Here is a 20358-nt window from a genome sequence, read left to right as displayed (position 1 = left end):
AATTAATACAGAAAATGACCAGAATTTAATAATCGCATTTTCGAGTGTGCATTTTAAGCCGTGTATGTGGTCATGCTTTTTCTATATCCTCGATTTTTCAGAGTCAGCTCCAGATCTGGTATTAGCATCTTTCACTTTTTTATTACCAAAAGGGTAGGTGAAGCTCAAATTATATATTCGAGAACGGCCAGATTCCGAACTGTAATTCACTAAGAATTCATCACCAAAAGCTTCTCTAGTAAGCGTACCAACTTCTGCGCGAATATCAAAACTCTGCAGAATATCTGCCACTGAAAATTGCAGACTACTACCATTACTGAATGTTTTTTTTAAACCACCATTTAAAGTGCCAAAACCATCTATAACGGTACTTCCGTTATAATGTCTTGAAGTGAACCAGCCTGATAGCTCTAAGGATAAGTCATCAGAAAATTGCATCGTCTGACTGGCGTTAAAGTTGTAATGCATGTAATTGTGAGTCACTTTTTCATCCGTATGCAACAGCTTAAACTCCCTAATTCCTATGGTGCTATTGAAATTTGCGCTCCACCAATCATTAATTCTCCAAGGGATATTGGATTGTAAATCTAAACTTCTTTGATAATCTAAGTTGACCGGTACTATAACCGCAACCGTACTCTGTGGATTTCTAGTAATTTGAAACCTTGCAATAGGATTTTTTTCGTTAGAGGCCACTAAAGATAGACTAAATGATTTATGAGCATAGGTGAATGAAACATTATCCGTAATGGCTGGTAATAATTGTGGATTCCCACTAAAAACAGATGTCGGTCCATTATAGCTTAAAAAGGATGCCAAATCGGTAAAATTAGGTCTTGTAATGCGTTTTGTAAAGGCAAAGTTGAGGGTTTTGGTTTCCGAAAGGTTATAAGTTAAAAACAATGATGGAAATAATTTGCCAAAACTTCGATCTAAAGTGTCATCATCAAAGTCTTGCGTCCAATGTTCGTATCTTAATCCTAATTGTGTTTTGAATGTATCAGAAAACGCGTAATCCGCCAAGCTATAAACAGCACCTATGTTCTCTTTAGTAGCGTTTTTACTAACAAAACGTTCATCTTCTATGAAGTTGTCTCCTTGTTGTATTTCAATTTTCGCGTCATTTTTAGTTTCAGAATAGGAACCTTTCAGACCACCTTCCAAAGCTAGTTTTTCATTAAATTTTCTTCTGTAGGTCATCCCTAAAACACCAAGGTTAATGGAGGTATTAGTGAAACCACGATTACCCGTATTATAAATTTCACTATCTGGTTGATAAGGGATACCATTGTCGTCAAAATAATCGCTTCGTACGGTATTGGGTGTATCACTATTGTATCTGATGTAATCTGTAGTCACAGAAAACGTACTTTCCTTATGTTCTTGACCCGTAGTATTTTCAAAGAACAATGATGAGGAAAGATTAGTTCTCTTGCCACTTCCACTTAAGGCTATTCGAGCATCTAGAAAAGGGTCTGTAACGAAATTATATAGGCCTCTATTATTGGTTAAGACCATAGGTTTGGAATAATTATATAAGAGGCTAGTTCCTAAAATTGAGGACTTAGATAGTTGGTATTCATAGCCAAAATTGATGTTGTGATTGCGATCTATGCGTTGCGTATTACTGGTGAAAATGATATCTGTATTACCGCCTAAAACTGGAAGGTCCGTGACGCCTTCGCCCCTCCAACCGTCCGAAGCATCATTATAGGAAAAACTGTAGGAGCCAAACACCAGAGATTTTTCACTACCATAATTCATAGAAAGGCTTGAGGTTTGTTTAGGGCCTTCACCATAGCCGCCACTTAAAACGACAGAACTTCTCCAACCTAAGGCTTCATTTTTTGAAAGCACAATATTGATAACACCTGCATTTCCATCCACATCATGTCTAGCGGAAGGATTGGTCAGTAATTCGATTTTCTCAAGATTATCGGCACTCATACTGTTGAGCATAATCATTAAATCAGCTACAGGAATGCGTTGCGCTTTGCCATTAATCATCACCAGAGTGCCCTCCTTACCATTAAGCGAGAAGCTATTATTTCTTCGATCTAAAATGACACCGGGGGAACGTTCTAATACTTGAAGAACACTGCTCCCATTGGTCAAGACACTTTCTTTCACATTAATTATACTGCCTTCATTGGTACGTTCAACGAGTCTCTTTTTGGAGGTAATTACAACATCATCTAATTGTGTAACCTCTTCTTCCAAAATGATTGATGGAAACACTTTGCTGAATGATGATGAAGCGATTAGAAATGGTTGGGACGCCCATGGTTTGTAGGACAGTAGATTTACTTTTAGAATATAGCTGCCTAGTTCTGAAAATTCAAGTTTAAAATTCCCACTCTCGTCCGTTATGGCCCTAGAACGTATGGTGTCATTAGAACTGTCATGGAGCATCACGTTTGCATATGCAATAGGCAAGCCTCCTTCGTCGGTGATTGAACCTGAGATTTGTGCAGCAAGAGGATTAAATAGAGTAAATAAGATTAAAAGAGTGGTGGCTATTGATTTCATTTTAAATAGAGATTTAGCCCAAGAACCAATATTGATAAGGTTTTAGAAAACTATTATGATGAAGGGCTCAATTCTATTTACAAGGGGTTTGAATGAACGGTTTTGTGGTCTTTAAATATAATTATGGGGTAAATCGTGTATGTTATCAATAAAAAAACACCTGATAGCAAGTTAAATGGAATGCACTTGAATTAGAGCGCTCGACATTGTATCTTGTTAATTCTATAGACTATGTAGGAATGATTGCAAGTAGATTAAAAGACTTATTAACGGTTTTGGAGCGCTATAAAATCCATCATGTGGTGTTTTGGGCGGTCTATCATTTTGCTTGGTGGACGGTATATATGGGAGATGCTATTGAGGTGATTGCCTCGTTTAGTTTGCCACATTCAGTGATTAAATACTTGGGTTATGTTATTTTTCAGGCCATAGGTATATATTTTACATTATATGTTCTGATTCCCAAGTATCTAGAAAAGCTCAAGTATTTCAAGTTCTTTATAGCTGTGGTAGGCATTATTATTTTAATGGCTTTATGTATTACAGGCACTTATTATGTAGCTGGTTCGGTTGCGGGAGTTTCCACCTATGAGCTTTTTAATATATCGCCACCATCTGTGATCTCTATTTTTAAGAAAAATGCCATGCCATCTTGTATTTCTGCCATGACTCTAGGGATGAGCATTAAACTCGCAAAGAATTGGTTAGCCTCTCAAAAACGCCAACGGGTGTTAGAAAAAGAAAAACTAGAAACTGAACTCAAATTTTTAAAGTCACAGTTCAACCCACATTTCTTGTTTAATACCATAAACTCAATATTCGTGTTAATCGATAAAAACCCTGAAATGGCGTCGGAATCTTTAGTCAAGTTTTCAGGGCTTTTAAGATACCAGTTGTATGAGTGCAACAGCAATAAGATTCCGCTGAAGAATGAATTGGCCTATATAGAGAGTTTTGTGGAATTAGAAAGTTTAAGGCAAAATGATGACTTTGAGATGGAATGGAATGTGCCCAAATTAGTGGACGAAGATCTAAGAGTCGCTCCTTTTATATTGATTCCTTTTACGGAGAATGCTTTCAAGCACCTATCTAGTAACACTATGTCAAAAAAGCGGATTACTTTTAATGTTGATATAGAAGACTACATATTCAATTTGAAATTGAGTAATACTGCTAATTTTGATATGCCCCATAGTTTACCTGACGGGGTTGCTTATGGGGGTCTTGGACTGAAAAATGTAAAGCGACGATTAGATATATTATATCCGAATAGACACACTTTGATCATTAAGAAGACTAAGGATCTCTATATGGTAAATCTGCGATTGGAGCTAGATAGAGCGATGAGTAAAGCATATAAAAAACTATCTGTATGAATTGTATAGTTATTGACGACGAACCTCTTGCAAGAGAATGTATCACAAATTATATAGATCAAATTGATTATTTAAATTGCGTTGGTACTGGTGTATCTGCACTAGATATCCCCGATATCTTATCAGAAAAAGATGTTGATGTTTTGTTTTTAGATGTTCAAATGCCTCTAATGAATGGTATAGAATATCTTAAATCCAATCATAACCCCCCAATAACCATTTTGACCACAGCATTTCCAAATTATGCCATAGAAGGGTTTGATTTAAATGTCTTGGACTACTTATTAAAACCAATTTCCTTTAATCGTTTTTTTAGTGCTATTACGAAGGCTAAAAAGCAGTATGACTTATTGAGGCAAAATGAAACTTGGAATGGAAGTAACGACGAAGAACCTTGTTTTTTCATAAAATGTGATGGGAAGTTTGAGAAGATTTATTATGATGACATTTTGTTTGTAAAAGCCATGCAGAACTATGTGATTATTCAGACTAAAAAGCGAAAGTATATTACCTTACTATTTTTAAAGAATGTTGAAGAAAAATTGGATTCAGAGCTGTTTATTAGAGTACATAAGTCGTATGTGGTTGCCATTAATAAAATAGAGGGTTTCGCCAAACACGAGCTTCAAATAGGGTCTTACAAAATACCCTTAAGCCGTAATTATCGCAAAGAGGTCGTCCCCAAAATACTGAAGGATAATTTTTGGGGTGATACATCTTAGCCCTACTTTATTATGCGACTGTTTTAAATGGCCTAATCCTTTAAAAATTGCAGTGTTGAGTTTACAACGGACTGCAGTTCATTGGACAGAACATGTGAATCCCAGGGGTGCTTTGTATTAAATACGTGATCAGCACCTTCTATAATTTTGAGCTCACTTTCGGAATTCCACTGATGAAGCGCATAAGCTTCATCAACTTTAACAGAAGTATCATGGTCTCCGTGGATGATTAAATGTGGTATTTGAAGTCGTTTTTCGGCAGATTCAATATGAAGGCGTGCTTCATTGACTTTAAAATCTTCGTAAAACTGGTAGTAATGTGGCATTTGCTGTTTGGTTCTACCATTAAGTACATATTTAACACCATCCTTTTTCCAAGTTTCCAAACCTCCAGTTGTTGCCGTGCGTTTTCCGAAGTCGCACACGCTGGCCAAAGTCACAAGGTTGGTGATCCTAGAATCTTCGGATGCTTTTAATATTGTTATACCTCCACCGCGACTATGACCTATTAGGGTCATATGATTGACATCGACACTTGGATGGTCTTTAAATGTATTTTGAATCCAATCTATGACATCACCCAGGTCATCGAGCTCTTTAGAGTAATTATTATGGCCGAAAGCCTCTAAATCTGGAAAATCAATAGGGTTTTCCATAGTGCCACCATTATGAGAGAAGTTGAACTTTACGAAACAAAAACCAGCGCTGCTAAGGCTTTTAGCCATCAGATTCCAGGCTCCCCAATCCTTAAAACCTTTATAACCATGACAAAAAATGATAAGCGGTTGTTTGAGGCTATGTTCGGAATAAAATGTATCGATCAATATGGGCTTTTTATCAGTCCGGTTAAGGATGAGATTTTTATTTATTTGCATTAGTTCAGTTCTTTTTCAATAAAATCTATATTTGGATTGCATATCTCAAGGATAAGCTTATGGAGCTCAATTTCGAAATTCTTTAGTGTATCCTCATCAATTTGTTGATTTTTGCTTCTGCTATAGGTAGATTCTTTTTTTCCAAACTTTAGGAAGCCAGGTCCTAAATTTTTGAAGGAGATAATACCGGCTTCAACAGGTAATTGAATGGTCTTCTTTTGATGCGTCATATAGGCATAACACAAGACTTGGAAGGATTTACTGTATTTGTCATAATCAGTCGTAATAGCATCCCAGTTTACAATTTCTACTTTATTCTGTTCAACCTTTCCCGATTTGTAATCAATGATTCTGGTCATTCCATTAAACCTGTCAATTCTATCAACTTTACCCGTAAGTTTAATGGGAAAATCTAAGCCTTCTATTTGAAGTTCTACAGTTTCATCAGCTTCAATCGCCAAAATTTTAATGGTATTACCTGCTTTTATAGCTTCCATTTCAAAATGGATGAAGTTTATGATATAGCGCTTAGCAATTTCAAAAATGATGAGGTTTTTGCCAGAGCTAAAATCACCGTCCTTGTATAAGTCTTTGAAGTATTTGGCAATTATAAGATCAACTCTAGTTTTAAAGCTTTCAAGATGCTCGAGTGTTAAAAGCGCTCCTTCTAAAGGTTTGTATAGCTCTTCTAAAGTGTTGTGTATTGCTGAGCCTAAGGTATTTGCGGCAATGTTTTCTTCTACCTCCTTAAACTCTTCAATACCGAGTATTTTTTCATAGTAAAAATCTATGGGATTTCTAATGTAATTTGTCAATGATGACGGGGAGAATCCCTTATCTGAAAGTGCTTTTAGCCTATCTAGGATGGAACCAGTTTTAGGGATGTGCTGTAATTTTTTTTCAATAATAGGGACATTTGGAGAGCTAATCGTGTGTTTTATGTTATGAATCCCTTCAATATCTATTTGGGTAATAAATCTACTTTTTTCCCCACCTTTGAGCGCATCAATTTCAGTATTATAGAGAAGGTATACATTTTTAGCACGTTGTATAAGCCTATAAAAATGATAGGTATAAACGGCATCTTTTTCTTTAAACGTTGGTAGGTTGTTCTCTAATTTTACGTCAAAAGGAATAAATGAGTTATTCGTTTTACCAGAGGGGAGTATCCCTTCATTTACCGAACTTATGATAACAGTTTCAAAATCCAATACTCGAGATTCTAACATACCCATAATTTGAAGCCCTTCTAAAGGCTCGCCTTTAAAGTCTAATGTTTCAGTCGTTAATAAATCTTTATAAACGCGATGCAAACTCTCGATAGAATTAAGGTATTGATAATTATCATTAAGCTCCGATACTTTATTAAAGAGTGTATTAAAGCGATACAGATACTCTAGTTCTAAACTGTTTATCTGTTTATGAGCTATGAGGTTACCTTTTATATGTAAGATAAGTTCAGTGCAATTGGCGAGCGCAGTTTTTGGGTCATTTTCCCAAGAGTTAAACAAAATAGTAATAATTGGGTGTATTGGTGTTGGGGCTATTTTTTTTAACTGAGTAACTGTGGTGTAAACCAGATTATTACTTTGAATATAGTCGATGATATGACTAGAAATATTCCCCGTCGCAGTTTCAAATAGACTATAGATAGAAGGATGGGACATAATATCTATGACTGCTTTGAAATAGTACTTTTCTGGATTGTTTTTGTGAACGGAGAGTAGTTGCTCAAATAACGATGCTAAAGGAACAAACCTTAAGGGCAGACCCATAGTGACGTTAATTTGGGTTATAGCTTTTGGTATTGAGTTAAGTAGTGGTATTAATAAGTTTTCTTCTCCTAATACGACTGCAACACTTTTTAAATCTTTAGATTCTGAGCTTAGCTCTTGCAGTAACTGGCCAATATATTTTGCTTGTCCAACAAATTTAGGAATGCCTATAGCTTCAATATGTTTCTTATCGCTGTAGTGCGATGTTATCCAATTAAAAGGGTGTTTTTTAAAATAATTCCATTGGGCTTTATGTGTTCTGATAAACAATCCAGCATCGTGAATATCATCATTCACAAAGGCTTCATCAGTATCCCAATAAATATGAGCAAGATCACTTTGAAGTAGTCCCTGTATAATTAAAGATTCACAAGTATTTAGGGCGTTAAAGCCTAAGAAGATATGTGTCTTATTGGAGTTATTTTCGATGTAAGCTTCTAAGTTTTCAGTAGCTTCTCGGTAGATAAGCCCTTGATAACCTTTTTTATTTTGAAGCAATTCCCCCGTAAATATATGGTAATAGTCTTTCAGGTTCTGCCAGAATTTTAAATGGCTCTTAACTAAATGGGTTTGCTCCGCTTCTAAGGACCAATGATTAAGTTCCTTAATCGCTTTGAGGTAATCAAAAATAGCATCTTGATTGGTGTTATAACGGTCTATTTCATTGAAGTCTTGTAATAAAATTTGAGCCCAACTAGCAAAGGATTCAAAAGGGTCTTGATCTTCTCGTTTGGTATGGCTTAAGTAGGACTTGTAAAGCCAAAACAAGAGATCGGTATTAGATAAGCTTTGTAACCCAGATAACTCTTCTACAAAGGTTTCAATGCTTAAAATATGAGGGGCAAAAATGGGTTTATCTATAATTTGGGATAGATGATGCTTTAAAAAAACACCGGCGCGTTGACTAGGTAGGATAAAGTATAAATCTTCAAGATTTAAGCCTTTTTGTTGAAGGTCTAACAATACCGTTTTTATAAAACTACTCATTCTATAAAAATAAAAAACGCTCCGAATTTCGGAGCGTTTTTCTATATATTTTGAAGTTGATTAGCTCTTAAGCTTAACTTCTACACGTCTGTTTTCTTTTCTACCTGCTCTTGTTTTGTTGTCAGCGATAGGATTGTCTTCACCGTAACCAGTAGCAGTTAATCTATCAGCATCGATACCGTTAGCAATTAAGTAATCTCTAACTGCGTTAGCTCTTCTTTCAGATAATGCTTGGTTAGATTTCTTAGAACCTACTGAATCTGTATGGCCTTCGATAGCAAAATCAGCTTTTGGATATTGCTTAAAGATCGCGACCATAGCTTGTAATACTTGATCAGTTTCTTCTTTGAAAGATGCTCTACCAGTATCGAATAAGATTGTTCTAGCATAGCTATTTAATTCATCGATAACTTCTTGAGTTGGGTTAACGATTGGACAACCATTGTTAGCAGCTTCACCAGCTTCATTAGGACATTGATCGTCTTTGTCTAAGATACCATCACCATCAGTATCTGGCCAAGGGCAACCGTTGTTAGCTGAAGGACCAGCTTCGTTAGGACAGTTATCATCTTTATCAGCGATACCGTCACCGTCAGTATCAGGGCAACCCGCTAATGATGCTAAACCAGCAGTATTTGGACATTGATCGTCTTTGTCTGCAATACCATCACCATCGCTATCAGGACATCCATTAAGTTCAGCTAAACCAGCTTCGTTAGGACAATCATCTTTAGAATCTTGGATACCATCATTATCAGAATCAGGACAACCATTAAAGATTTCTAAACCAGCTTCTTCAGGACAAGCGTCATCTTGATCGTAGATGCCATCTCCATCAGTATCTGTACCACCGAATTTAAAAGTTAAACCAGCGGTGTGTTGAAAGTGCTTTGGTAAATAATCCTCAAAAGCGTGCTTGTAAGTTGTATTAACATTAATACCAAGTTTTTCTGAGAACCAATATGTTAAACCTAAGGTACCGTTAAGTGTACCAGCTCCTATTTCGTCTAACCAAGTGTAACCACCACCAACACCTAAGTATGGGTCAACTGATTTAGATTTGATTAAATTCATAAAGCTGTAAGACACTCTACCATCAACAGCATAATATGTCAAATCATTTACCTTATTTGTTGTTTCTTCACCTGTTCTAGGATCGAAATTAGTACCGAATTTATCTATTCTATTTACAGATCCAACGGCAGTAAATGTGAAACCATCGCTTAGGTATCTTGAGACAGCAATAGAAGATACTGAAGGAAAGATATTCCAGTGGTCTGTAGCATTGAAGAACTCGTCAAAATAGTCACCTTGTGGTGCATCTTCTCCTACAGGATATGGGTCAACTGCGTTTACTCCAAGTGTTATAGCCCATGGATTGTTCTTGTCTTGACCATATGTAGTGCTGAAACTTACGAGAAGCACTGCGACAAAAAGTAATCTGCTTAGATTTTTCATATTCTAATTAATTTTAATTTTAAGTGTTAATTGTTGGCAAATGTAAGTTGTTAAAAATTATTAACAAAGACAAATATATAAAAATATTGTTATAACGCCCTAAAATAGTGAGTTTGTAACGATTTTAAATTATTTCTAGTTTTTTGCCAACTTTAACAAATGCATTTATCGCTTTATCCAGTTGTTCTTTAGTATGAGCGGCGGATAGCTGAACGCGAATACGGGCTTTATCTTTAGGCACTACAGGATAAAAGAAACCGATCACATAAACCCCTTCTTCAAGAAGCATATTGGCCATAGTTTGTGATAATTTGGCGTCGTATAACATCACGGGGACAATGGCCGAGTCACCGTCAATAACATCAAAACCTGCTGTTTTCATTCCTTTTTTGAAGTATGAAGTATTCCATTCCACTTTGTCTCGTAGCGCAGTGTCATTTTTGAGCATGTCAAAAACTTTGATAGAAGCCCCTACAATGGCTGGCGCCAAGGAGTTTGAAAAGAGATAAGGCCTAGAACGCTGGCGCAAAATTTCGATGATTTCTTTTTTAGCAGTGGTATAACCACCCATAGCACCACCCATAGCTTTCCCTAAGGTACCGGTGATGATATCTATTCTTCCCAAAACGCCTTTTTCTTCAAGTGTACCAATACCTGTTTCACCAATAAATCCCGTAGCGTGACACTCATCTATCATCACCATGGCATCGTACTTGTCTGCCAAATCGCAGATTTTATCCAAGGGAGCCACTAAACCGTCCATAGAAAACACACCATCCGTAACAATAATTTTAAAACGTGCCCCATTGTCATTGGCGGTAATGAGTTGCTTTTCTAAATCTTCCATATCGTTATTGTTATAACGATACCTTGCAGCTTTACAAAGCCTAACACCATCAATAATTGAGGCATGGTTTAGGGAATCTGATATAATAGCATCTTCTTTGGTTAATAAAGGCTCAAAAACACCTCCATTGGCATCAAAGGCCGCAGCGTATAAAATGGTGTCTTCTGTGCCATAAAAATCAGCGATCTTTTGCTCGAGTTCTTTGTGGATATCTTGGGTACCACATATAAATCGCACAGAAGACATCCCAAAACCGTGGGAATCTAAAGTGTCTTTTGCAGCCTGTATGACTTCAGGATGGGATGATAATCCCAGATAATTATTAGCACAAAAGTTAAGTACTTTTTGACCCGTATTTAAGGTGATTTCAGCGCCTTGAGGCGAGGTGATAATGCGCTCTTCTTTAAAAAGTCCTGCGTCCTTAATACTCTCGATTTCTTGTTGCAAATGTGTTTTTATATTGCCGTACATGTCGTTTGGTTTTTAGTCGTCGGGCAAAGATACTATCTATAAATTACACTTCAACCACATCAATGGTATCATTTACATAAACGATGTATTTATGGATAATTTTATAATTCATTTCTTCTAAGACTGAGGCGTAATTGTTAAGCTGTGATTTATAGTAGGTCTTTTGCTCACCAGTTTTATAGTCTATAATGACAACCTCATTGTTTGCGTTTATATTAATGCGGTCAGGTCTTAGAATTTTGCCAGATTTTGTAATAATATCCCTTTCGTTATAGATGTCATAGTTATCCGAAAAATAAGGACTGAGCATTGCATGTTGAATGGTATCCATAACTAAAGTCCTAAGTTCCAGTTCTTCCATTTTTGTAATATCGCCAGATTGTATAAGATCACTAAGTGCAAAATCAACATCTTGAGGGATTTTGATTTTAGACAAGATAAGGTGAACCATGTTACCGCGTTCAATAGCCTTTTCTTGTTTGGTATCCCACAGTTGACCAGCCTTGGTAATAAGACTTAAATTATGAGCTTCTTTAGGCACCGAAATGAGATTGAGAGGCTTTGAATCAAGGTCTTGCTCCGAGTTGTCCGTGTCAAAATTAAATGTTCCAAAACTATACGATGATTTATCATCAGACCATAGTTCCATGGACTTTAGGTAGGAGATCAACATGCCCGAATAGGTATTGCTATTTACGTTTCCTTTAGAGTCTATATCATATTTAGAAATAATGTAAAGCCCCTCAATCGCTCTTGTTAGTGTTACGTACAATAAATTAATATTATCGAGCTCTAATTGAGATTGGTGGCTATGATAGATAGCACGACCAGTCTCGCCGAAATGTTCAATATCTTTATTGTAATTAAGCAACAATGTTTCAAAACCGTTGTAGTTCATTTCATCGAGAGGAAACCAAATTTTAGGTTCTAATTCCCTATAAATATTGAGATCGGCAAAAGGAAATATAACGATGGGAAATTCCAAGCCCTTACATTTGTGAATGGTCATGATTTGAACAGCATTAACATAATCAGGTGAGACCACACTGAGACGGTCTTTTTCCTTTTCAAAATAAGCAAGAAATGCACTTAAATCTGAATGTTGTTTTTGAGTAAACTCTAAGACGATATCCAAGTAAAATTCAAGGAAAGCATCAGACGTGTTTTGAAGATTAAAGGTTCTAATGAGTTCTTCAATCAAATCATAGAGTGGTAACCCCAAAAGTCGATTCTTATTCACAAAAATATCAAGACTTTCTAGGCTTTGAAAGAAGTCTCCTGCATGCGACCTAAGGTGTGTTTCAAAAAATGAATGTTTGTCTTTAACATGATATCGTTCAGCCAAGAATAGAAGTACATTAATTTTTAAACTATCATTATGAGGTTGGAGCAATAACCTTAAAAAAGAATCAATAAAATTTACTTTGTCAGAATTCTTTAATAATAAGGTTTCTGATGAGGTGATTTTAATGGCTTTTTGGCTGAGATAATTGGCAATGGCGATACCTTGTTTTCGTTTTCTAACGATCACACAAATATCATGGGCTGCATATCCAGCTTCATAACACTTAAGAATTGTATGGTAAACCGCTTCGGCGTACCTTTCGTTGTCGTCGTCTTCCCTAGAAATATCCAAGAATTCAATATTTACAAAGCCTCCATCATCTTTCTGGGCTTTTTGTTCGGCAGTCTTATATAAATCTGAATAATCAATATGACTAAAGTAATTTTCACTTAGGAATCGAAAAAATCCATTGTTAAAGTGTATAATATCTCTTGTGCTTCGGTAATTAGTATCAAGTGTCAATATTTCAGCTTCGACCTGAAATGGATTTTTTGTTCGATTGTAAAGATTGATAAATTGTTCCGCTACACCTCCCCGCCATCTGTAAATGGCTTGTTTAGCATCGCCAACCAACATGGCTGAACCATTTGAAGCAGAGAGCGCATTATCTAACAGTGGTACCAGGTTTTCCCACTGCATTTGCGAGGTGTCCTGAAACTCGTCAATAAAGAAATGCTTAAATTTTTCACCCAAGCGCTCATAAATAAATGGGGTTGGCTGATTTTTGATTTCACTACTTATAATAGTATTGAATTCAGAAATTAGCATTTTATTCTGCGCTTCCTTAATATGACGCAATTCATTTTGAATGGCATTTAATACCGAAATCGGGGTTAAATTCTTATAAATTGCCTTCTTTAGCTTAAGTTCAAAGATTTTAACCTTAGTCTTCGTAAAAGCATTGGCTAATCGCGGCTGTATATCTTCAATTGTAGAAGCCACAGATTCCACAACACGTTTTGGATAAATAGAGTGGCCTTCTACTAAATCGTTTTGCCATGCTGCATCAAATCGTGCATTAAAATTCTTTTGTTTTAAGTTCTTAAAATAATTAGGTAAGGACTTTCGATTAAAATCATTATGTTCTAAACCGCATTCGTCTATTAATGCTAAAGTATCCTCTGCAATTGTTGCGATATCATTTTCTAATGCAGTGCTGTCTTCTATTAAATTAGATTTTAAGGCCTTGAAGTCTGCAATGGTTTTATGCTTTAGAGTCTCAACAGCTAGCAAATCGTTTTCGCTCACTAATAGTTTAGCAATTTTCTTGAAATCGTAACTAATATCCCAGCTCTTGTCGTCATCGGCTTTCTCTATGGCAAACTCAATTAGGACATTGGTTAATGCATCTTCACTACCAGCTTTTGAAATGAGGCTATCGACAGCTTCATTCAACAGACGCTCTTCTTCTAATTCAACTTCAAAATTTACAGGAAGCTTTAAATCGTGTGCAAAGGTTCTAATCACTCTATGCGTAAACCCGTCAATAGTTGAGATATCGAAGGCGCCATAGTTATGTATAATATGTTTTAGTATCTGCTTGGATTTGCGGTGAAGATGTTCGGGCGAAATGGAAAGTTCTTCACAAATAGCACTGAACATGGCATGAGGCTCATTGAGACTCTTTTCTTGAGAGAACGATTGAAGCATAGCTATAATGCGGGCTTTCATTTCACCTACAGCTTTGTTGGTAAAAGTAATAGCCAGTATATGCTTAAACTGCTCATAGTTTTTAGATAGGATGAGTAGTTTAATATAAGACTTTGCTAGTGTAAAGGTTTTGCCACTACCAGCGGACGCATTGTATATTTTAAAAGTGGAAGACTGCAAAAGAAAAATTTTATACCAAAATAGGCAATCTTAATAATTAATTTAGAACATCTTATTCTCAAAATCGTAAATTTGTTAAAGTTAAATTACTAATACTTAAAAACATAAAACTATGGCTTTTGAATTACCTAAATTAAAATATGCATACGATGCTTTAGAACCACATATTGATGCACGCACAATGGAAATACATCACTCTAAGCATCACAATGGTTATACTACAAAACTTAATGCGGCAATTGAAGGAACTGATTTAGAAGGAAAGTCTATCGAAGCTATTTTGACCAACTTAGATATGAATAACTCGGGTGTAAGAAATAATGGGGGAGGATTTTACAACCATTCATTGTTTTGGGATGTGCTAAATCCTGAAGATAGAGGTTATTTATCTGGTGAGTTAAAGGATGCCATTGAAGCAGAATTTGGCTCTAAGGACGCTTTTGTTGAAGCCTTCTCTAAAGCGGCAGCAACTCAGTTTGGATCAGGTTGGGCATGGCTATGTGTTCACAAAGGTGGGAAAGTGGAAGTATGTTCTACCCCAAATCAAGACAATCCGCTAATGCCAGGTGTAACCTGTGGTGGAACTCCAATTCTTGGTCTTGATGTATGGGAGCATGCTTATTATTTAAACTATCAAAACAGACGCCCAGATTATATTGATGCGTTCTTTAAGGTCATTAACTGGAACGAAGTGGAGCGTCGTTATGCAGAGGCAAAGTAAGTGTAAAGAACACCTTTTATAGAAAATTAAAATCCAAGTATTGTGCTTGGATTTTTTTTGTGATTATAAAGTTTGGGATGCCCACTTTCGTGAGAATTGAAAATGAAAAAAGGTGAACAGAAAGTTCACCTTTTTTGCCCCAAATCTACCATAAACTTAACCTACTTATGTTATGGTGATTCAAATATAAGTTTACATTAATTTAACCGTTAAATTTATTGGACAAACGACCTATATATTAGTCTAAGCGTGGAAACCATTACATTTGTTAACCTATGTTAACTTAAAACGATGATGCAAAAGAAGGTTTTACTTAAATGATAACTTTAAATTAGGTCAATAAAAAAAGGTGAACACTGTTCACCTTTTTTTGCCCCAAATCTACCATGAACTTAACCTACTTATGTTATGGTGATACCAATGTAAATGTTATTTGTTAAAAAGGTACATATATTGGATGAAATGCATTTTTCTTGGGTAAAATGCACAATTTTTCGGATTAAACGCCAATTTGATGCATATTTAGTATGCTCGCTCCTTGTTTCCTTGGTAGAAATTTATAAAGGCTCTATTGACGACCCTGTTTCCTCCATCCGTTGGATAATTACCCGTAAAATACCAATCCCCTAAATTTTTAGGACAAGCTTTATGAAGATTTTCCACAGGTTGAAAGATGATTTTAACCTCAGCATTAACAGTATCATCACTTAATAGTTCAGCGATTTTATCGGATAGCTCTTCATCGGTGAAATTATTATAAATTTCCTTGACATAGTTGATGACGTTTTTATCCTTTAAGTCAACTTGATCGAGACATTTCTGATAGACCTCTTCAACGATGTGGTATTGATCATTGTCTTTTAACAATTCTAAAGCTGCTCTAAAAGCGACCAAACTCTCAAGATTGGCCATGTCTATGCCATAGCAGTCAGGGTAGCGTATTTGTGGTGCTGAAGAGACTACGATTATTTTTTTTGGATTAAGCCGGTCCATCATTTTAATAATGCTCTTCTTGAGGGTTGTTCCTCTTACAATACTATCGTCAATAATTACCAAATTATCAGTTGGCTTTATAACCCCATAGGTGACATCATAAACGTGAGCGACCAAATCATCTCTGCTACTGTCTTCGGTAATAAAGGTTCTTAGCTTAACATCTTTAATAGCAATTTTTTCAATACGAGGTCTTTCGGATAATATGTCTTCGACGTTCTCCGCAGATAATTCTCGTCGCCCTCGGAGTATGGTTTGGGTCTTTTTATGGTTAAGATGCTCCTCAACCGTATCTATCATGCCGAAAAAAGAAGTTTCTGCGGTATTTGGGATATAAGAAAAAACCGTGTTTTGGGTATCGTCTTCAATCGCTTCAAGCACTTTGGGCATTAATAATCTGCCAAGCTCTTTTCGTTCTTTATAAATTTCAGCATCACTTCCTCTAGAAAAATAGATGCGTTCAAATGAACATGCTTTTCTTTCCAAGGGGGAAAGTATTTCCTTAATCTCTGTTAAGCCAGACTTTTTCGTGATAATGGCATGTCCAGGTTCCAGTTCTATAACCTCCTCAAAAGGGACGTTGAAAACGGTCTGAATAACAGGACGTTCTGAAGCAACGACGACAACTTCATCGTCTTTATAATAATAGGCAGGTCTGATGCCCGCGGGATCCCTCAAGACAAATGAATCTCCATGGCCTAACAACCCCGCCATAGCATAGCCACCATCCCAGTTTTTGGCCGCACGTTTTAAAATTTTACTCAATTTCAACCGTTCGGCAATGAGAGGCGAACATTCTCGTTTAGAATACCCCTCTTTCTTTAAGTCTTTATAGATTTTGGCAACAGCGTCATCTAAGAAGTGGCCTATTTTTTCCATAACAGTAATGGTATCTGCCTTTTCCTTGGGATGCTGACCGATATCAACCAAATTATTAAAAAGCTCATTAACATTGGTCATATTAAAGTTGCCCGCCACAATTAGGTTTCTGTGCATCCAATTGTTTTGCCTTAAAAAAGGGTGTACACTTTCAACGCTGTTTTTTCCAAATGTACCATAACGCACATGGCCCAACAACAATTCACCAACATAAGGAATGTGTCTTTTCTGAAGGGCAACGTCATTTTTGTATTCTGGATGATTAGTCATCTCATGATTAATGCGCTCATTTATTTGAGAGAAAATATCTTGTATAGGTTGTTGTGCAATAGATCGAATTCGACTTATGTAACGCTCACCTGCATTTGTATCCAATTTTATACTGGCAAAACCGGCACCATCTTGTCCGCGGTTGTGCTGCTTTTCCATCATGAGATACATTTTATTGACTCCATAAAATGCGCTTCCGTATTTTTTCTTATAATAGTCTAACGGTTTTAATAATCTTATAAGTGCAATACCGCACTCATGTTTTATAGCATCACTCATGTTATGTAATAAAAAAACGCGCTTATTCAGAAGCGCGTCGGTTTAAGTTAGTCTTATGTCGAACTGTGTTAAATTTTTAAATTGTTGCAAGCGCTTACGAATTTCATCAGCCTTTAAATCTACCATACGTTCAGTACCAAACTTTTCGACACAAAAAGAAGCTAGTGTGGATCCGTATATAATGGCATTTTTCATATTTTCAAATGAATAATCTTCTGTTCGTGCCAAGTATCCAGAAAAACCTCCTGCAAACGTATCTCCAGCTCCAGTCGGATCAAAGACTTCTCTTAGTGGTAGTGCTGGAGCATAGAATACATTATCCTCATTAAACAATAAGGCACCGTGTTCTCCTTTTTTTATAACTACAAATTGAGGCCCCATTTTGTGAATCTTGCTGGCTGCATTGACCAATGAATATTCACCTGTTAATTGTCTAGCCTCCTCATCGTTAATGGTAATCACATCGATATGTTGCATCACCTTATGTAAATCTTCTAACGCACTGTCCATCCAAAAATTCATGGTATCTAAAATTACCATTTTAGGTTTTGTGGTCATTTGATTTAAGACACTCATTTGTACGGCTGGGTGCAAATTCCCAAGCATTACCACTTCAGCATCACGGTAGTCCTCAGGAACAACAGGGTCAAAATCAGCAAGTGTATTTAATTCGGTAACAAGTGTGTCACGAGAGTTCATGTCGTTATGGTATCGACCACTCCAAAAAAAGGTTTTACCGCCTTTTACAATTTCAACACCCTCAAGATTAACACCTCTATTGGACAGAAGATCTAAATAGTCTTGAGGAAAGTCATCTCCCACAATAGAAACAGCAGCAGAATTTATATTAAACTGAGATGCGGCCAAGCCAATAAAAGTGGCTGCGCCACCAAGAATTTTGTCGGTTTTACCAAAAGGGGTTTCTATAGCATCAAAAGCTAAGGTTCCAACAATCACTAATTTACCCATTAAAGCAAGATTAAATTAAGGTGCAAAAGTACATAAAATATATTCCTAATAAAATAACATATGGCCAAGGTTATTTTCTTCCAAAATCAGCTGGTATTTCGCCCCAGGCTTTGGTTTCCCATTTAACAATAACAGTAGTATAGGAATTGCTGTTAAGCCACTTTACCGCGCGGTCAACCAATTCAAATAAAGGTTTGTTGTTTTCGGTACGCTCTAGTTTTGAATTGCATGTTTTTTTTCGCACCCAACTCATGGCTGTTTTTGAGTCCGTATAAATAATGCGATTGCTTTGCCGCTGTTTTAAAAACGCCAAGCCGTGAACTATGGCTAAGAACTCTCCTATATTATTAGTACCCTCTTCAAAAGGACCTTGGATAAAAAGTTGCTTTTTGGTTTTGGTGTCCACTCCCCTGTATTCCATTTTACCTGGGTTACCACCTACAGCAGCATCAACACAAATAGAGTTGAGGTTAGGTTGTCCTATTTTTTTGAGTTGTTCATCAGAAAGCTCACTTTTGAAGACTTTAGATGTTCCAATATAATGTTTAGGACCTTCTCTATACGCTTTTTTGGCGGCTTCAAATGTTGAAAAGGACTTGTATTGGGCACCTTTAAAATCTTTGATCTGGGCTTTACAGTCATCCCAAGACTCAAATACGCCCGTGTTGTGCCCTTTCCAAACCGTATAATACTTCTTTTTCTTTTTAGCCATCGTATTAATTACTAATTTTCAAAAACAGCAACTGCCCTCACAGGCGAACCCGTTCCTCCCTTGATTTTGAGGGGTAGGGCAATAAAACGAAATCGACCCCTTCCAATTAATTGATGCAGATTTACCATATTTTCATAGTGCGTGAATCCTAATTCTCCACAAATATGGTGTACTTCTTTATTTGATATTCCGGGAACTCCGGGGGACATCATCTCAACACCAAAAGCTGCTATCCTTTGGTTTCCTAACCATCTAGTGGCCTGTGCACTGATGCCAGGGCCTTTATTCCAATTTTCAGTTCCAAAAGCTTTTCTATAGTGGTCGGTATAAATGAGTACAGTATCATTTTCTAAGATATTGAGATTTTGTTTTTCGCAAGCCTCTTTTAAATCTTCTATTTCAATTAATTCCTTAAATGTTTTATGAGAAAGGTCTAAGCAAATACCCTCTGTATAAAACATAGATAAAGGCATCTTATCAATAGACTGTTCTTTATATGCTCTAGCCATATGATTTAAGGCATCGACATGGGTGCCCGTATGCTCACCTAATTCTAATTTGTATACAGCAGGAGTCTTTGTGGTTGCTTCTAAGTCACCATCCCATTCTTCATGCGTATTATGAATAGACATTTTTACTTGTGGTAAATCCTTAAAAACGGGCATTCCTTCATAAATATATTGACTTAAATCTATAATTTCTGCCATAGTATCATTAAGAATTTAAAAGTTCTTCTACAACCTTAGGAAAATGTTCCATCTCCAGTTTGTGAATTTTTGCGGCAACATCGTCTGCAGAATCCATAGGTAAAACCTCGCACTTTGCTTGAAAAATGATAGCGCCTTCGTCATAATTTTCATTAACATAGTGAATGGTAATCCCTGTTTCACTTTCTTTATTGGCTACTACAGCATTATGGACATGCATGCCATACATCCCTTTGCCCCCGTATTTTGGTAAAAGGGCGGGATGAATATTAATGACTTTATTATCGAATTCATTTAGAATAAACTCAGGAAACTTCCAAAGAAACCCAGCCAAGACAATTAAATCGGGTTGTGAGGCTTTTAGAATATTAAGGACATCGTCTGACCTAGAAAACGCTGTTCTATTAAAGGATAAAGCACTTACTTTTAATGTTTTACAACGCTCTAATACTTTGGCATGAGGATTGTTAGTCAAAACCTGAATAACAGACGCATTATCACTGTTTTGAAAAAACTTAATTAAATTTTCAGCATTTGATCCACTTCCGGACGCAAAAATTACAACACGCTTCATATACAGATATATGGTTTATTATTCAAAACAAAAAAAAGA

General features: G+C 36.3%; 14 protein-coding genes. 3 read left to right on the top strand and 11 right to left on the bottom strand.

Translation table 11 applies throughout. The annotated features are described in order from the left end of the window. Positions 1–81: 81 nt before the first annotated feature. A complete protein-coding gene (locus tag ACO052_RS02770; RefSeq protein WP_422106492.1) occupies positions 82–2529 on the bottom strand; it encodes a TonB-dependent receptor domain-containing protein in 2448 nt (815 codons plus the stop codon). A 239-nt stretch (positions 2530–2768) separates the two neighbouring features. Between ACO052_RS02770 and ACO052_RS02765 the strand changes: the two genes are divergently transcribed. Together ACO052_RS02765 and ACO052_RS02760 are read left to right on the top strand one after the other, a co-directional pair. Then, complete coding sequence (locus ACO052_RS02765; RefSeq protein ID WP_422106491.1) at positions 2769–3905, top strand: sensor histidine kinase; 1137 nt, start codon at positions 2769–2771, stop codon at positions 3903–3905. After that, entirely contained in the window at positions 3902–4627 is a 726-nt protein-coding gene (locus tag ACO052_RS02760) for a LytR/AlgR family response regulator transcription factor (RefSeq protein ID WP_422106490.1), read from the top strand. Before ACO052_RS02765 ends, ACO052_RS02760 begins: the two co-directional genes overlap by 4 nt. 32 nt (positions 4628–4659) lie before the next feature. Here ACO052_RS02760 and ACO052_RS02755 read toward each other — a convergent pair whose 3' ends face one another. The 5 genes from ACO052_RS02755 to ACO052_RS02735 all read right to left on the bottom strand — a co-directional run bounded on the left by ACO052_RS02755 (position 4660) and on the right by ACO052_RS02735 (position 14215). Then, positions 4660–5502, bottom strand: a complete 843-nt coding sequence (locus ACO052_RS02755) for an alpha/beta hydrolase family protein (protein WP_422106489.1) — start codon at positions 5500–5502, stop codon at positions 4660–4662. Beyond that, positions 5502–8264 carry a PD-(D/E)XK nuclease family protein gene (locus ACO052_RS02750; RefSeq protein ID WP_422106488.1) on the bottom strand — a complete coding sequence of 921 codons (2763 nt, stop codon included), beginning with the start codon at positions 8262–8264 and terminating at the stop codon, positions 5502–5504. The genes ACO052_RS02755 and ACO052_RS02750 overlap by 1 nt, the downstream gene beginning before the upstream one ends. 60 nt (positions 8265–8324) lie before the next feature. Then, positions 8325–9722 (bottom strand): OmpA family protein, encoded by a 1398-nt coding sequence (locus ACO052_RS02745; RefSeq protein ID WP_422106487.1) that lies wholly within the window; start codon positions 9720–9722, stop codon positions 8325–8327. Positions 9723–9846: 124 nt separating this feature from the next. Continuing rightward, positions 9847–11040, bottom strand: coding sequence for a glycine C-acetyltransferase (gene kbl, locus ACO052_RS02740; protein WP_422106486.1), 1194 nt, complete (start codon positions 11038–11040; stop codon positions 9847–9849). A gap of 43 nt (positions 11041–11083) precedes the next feature. Further along, on the bottom strand, positions 11084–14215 hold the full coding sequence (locus ACO052_RS02735; RefSeq protein WP_422106485.1) for a UvrD-helicase domain-containing protein: 3132 nt from the start codon (positions 14213–14215) through the stop codon (positions 11084–11086). 112 nt (positions 14216–14327) lie between these two features. Between ACO052_RS02735 and ACO052_RS02730 the strand changes: the two genes are divergently transcribed. After that, complete coding sequence (locus ACO052_RS02730; RefSeq protein WP_422106484.1) at positions 14328–14936, top strand: superoxide dismutase; 609 nt, start codon at positions 14328–14330, stop codon at positions 14934–14936. Between the two features lie 522 nt (positions 14937–15458). Here the strand turns inward: ACO052_RS02730 and ACO052_RS02725 are convergent. The 5 genes from ACO052_RS02725 to purN form a co-directional block, all read right to left on the bottom strand. Next, the gene (locus ACO052_RS02725) at positions 15459–17357 is read right to left on the bottom strand and encodes an amidophosphoribosyltransferase (protein ID WP_422106483.1); all 1899 of its coding nucleotides are present in this window, start codon (positions 17355–17357) and stop codon (positions 15459–15461) included. A gap of 42 nt (positions 17358–17399) precedes the next feature. Continuing rightward, positions 17400–18326 carry a PfkB family carbohydrate kinase gene (locus tag ACO052_RS02720; protein WP_422106482.1) on the bottom strand — a complete coding sequence of 309 codons (927 nt, stop codon included), beginning with the start codon at positions 18324–18326 and terminating at the stop codon, positions 17400–17402. 70 nt (positions 18327–18396) lie between these two features. Continuing rightward, entirely contained in the window at positions 18397–19038 is a 642-nt protein-coding gene (locus ACO052_RS02715) for a viroplasmin family protein (RefSeq protein ID WP_422106481.1), read from the bottom strand. Between the two features lie 11 nt (positions 19039–19049). Then, the gene (locus ACO052_RS02710) at positions 19050–19745 is read right to left on the bottom strand and encodes a cyclase family protein (RefSeq protein ID WP_422106480.1); all 696 of its coding nucleotides are present in this window, start codon (positions 19743–19745) and stop codon (positions 19050–19052) included. Between the two features lie 7 nt (positions 19746–19752). After that, positions 19753–20319 (bottom strand): phosphoribosylglycinamide formyltransferase, encoded by a 567-nt coding sequence (purN, locus tag ACO052_RS02705; protein WP_422106479.1) that lies wholly within the window; start codon positions 20317–20319, stop codon positions 19753–19755. Positions 20320–20358: the final 39 nt, after the last annotated feature.

It is taken from the genome of Winogradskyella sp. (assembly GCF_965228925.1).
Classification (GTDB): Bacteria; Bacteroidota; Bacteroidia; order Flavobacteriales; family Flavobacteriaceae; genus Winogradskyella.
This window is presented reverse-complemented; position numbering and strand designations above follow the sequence as displayed.